This window comes from Massilia sp. P2_C2, assembly GCF_056404615.1.
On record NZ_JBFUDR010000562.1, the window covers coordinates 1 to 1,769 of the forward strand.

1 protein-coding gene and 1 pseudogene are annotated in these 1,769 nt (G+C 69.0%); one reads left to right on the top strand and one right to left on the bottom strand.

Annotation, left to right across the window (positions count from 1 at the left end):
* On the bottom strand, positions 1 to 1,135 hold a 1,135-nt coding region (locus AC1DYX_RS30845), incomplete at its 3' end, for an exonuclease SbcCD subunit D C-terminal domain-containing protein (protein ID WP_477265989.1).
* 135 nt (positions 1,136 to 1,270) lie between these two features.
* On the opposite strand from AC1DYX_RS30845, the pseudogene AC1DYX_RS30850 reads away from it, so the two are divergent.
* Positions 1,271 to 1,533 (top strand): annotated as a pseudogene (locus tag AC1DYX_RS30850) (DNA glycosylase AlkZ-like family protein); the annotation flags it as partial.
* Positions 1,534 to 1,769 lie beyond the last annotated feature (236 nt).

A 1,769-nucleotide genomic window follows, 5' to 3' on the forward strand; every position in this document is an offset into this window, starting at 1 on the left:
GGTCGAGGCTCAGCGCAGGTTCCACGCCGGCCGTCGTCACGACGCGCCGCGTCGGCTCGATCTTCGCCAGGCGCACCGGCTTGCCTTCCAGTGCCGCCTCGACCTGGGCGCGCAGGCCCGGCTCGGGCGCGTCGAGCAGCACGCGCACTTCCAGGTATGGCCAGGCGTCGCGGGGCAGGTCCGGCAGGTCGAGGCCGACCAGTGCCGCGATCGCCTCCTTGACGGGCGCCGGGCTGGCCGGCACGCGCAGCAGGTCGACGGCGCGCGGGACGTACAGCGGTTCGATGGCGGTGGCGCGCGGACCGTCCAGGTCGATGCGCAGCACCTGGTGCCTGTAGCCGACTTCGGCGAACGACAGCGGGAGGGGGCTGCCGCAGTAGCGCAGGTGGTCCTGCTGGCCGACCCGCTGGGCCAGGTGCAGGTGGCCCAGCGCGGCGTAGGCGACGTCCGGGCCGAACATCGTCGCGGGAAGTGCTTCCGTGCCGCCGATCACGATGCGCCGCTCGGAATCGGGCGACGCATCGCCGCCGACCATGTGGCAATGGCCCATCGCGACGATCGCCTGGCCGGCCAGGGCCCGGGCGCGTGCCAGTTCGTGGACCTGCTGGTAGAGCAGCCGGATGCCGGCCAGGTAGGCGTCGAACGCGTCGCCGCCGCCAGCCTCCGCGGCCGGCGGGGACACGCGCGGCACGTCGCCCGGGCGCAGGAACGGGATCGCCACGCACCAGGCTTGGACATTGCCATCGTTGCCGGTCAGCGGTACGAGGAAGCGTTCGAGGTCGATGTCGCCTGCCGCGTCGCGCACGACGTGGCCGACGACGCGCGTGCCGTGCGCTTCCAGCAGCGGGCCCGGGGCCTCGAGCCGGCCCGGTGAATCGTGGTTGCCGGCGATGACGACGATGTCCAGTTGCGGCGCGCGTGCCCGCGCCTGCTGCAGGAAACGGTACAACTGGCGCTGCGACGCGGCGGACGGGTTCGAATTGTCGAACACGTCGCCGGCGATCAGCAGGGCGTCCGCCCGTTCGGCGACGATCGTGTCGAGCAGCCAGTCGAGGAAGCACTGGTGTTCGTAGGTCCGGTCGAAATTGTGCAGGGTCTGGCCGAGGTGCCAGTCCGATGTGTGCAGCAGCCGCATGGTCGTTAGAAAATCCGCAACAGTGATTGAGCTTGGGCGCCAATATAGCGCAGACGGCGCGATACTGTAAAAAAAACCAGTACTTTTTCTCGGTGACCTGTGCAAATGTTGATCTGCTGTTATTAGAATGTCGGGATGACTGAACCAATTCTGTCCGTTGCTGTCGCCCGCGCCCTGCACCTGGCGGCCCAAGGCATGCTGCAGCCCCGGCGTACCCGCGCCACGAAGGATGACGTGCTGGCCGCGATCCGCCGCATGGGTGTGCTGCAGATCGATATCATCAGCGTCGTCGCGCGCAGTCCGTATCTCGTGCTGTGGAGTCGCCTGGGCGACTACGATCCGACTGGCTCGACCAGTTGCTGGCCGAGGGCGGGCCGTTCGAGTATTGGGCGCACGAGCCTCGTGCGCGACCTGGCTGCCGCGCTCGTCCGCTGCGCATGCTGGCATGGCTGTCCGCAGGTCGTGCTGGCGCAGGCCGAACCGGCTGGGATCGCGGCACCGCTGGCCATCGCGCTGGGCCAGGCGCCCGGTGCCGTGCTCGCCGCGGACTGACCCGGCGGTCCCGGCGCTATGGCCGGCATTCGGAAAGGGTAGAGGTCCGTTTGTGTTAGATCAAATGCACACTCCTCAGCCG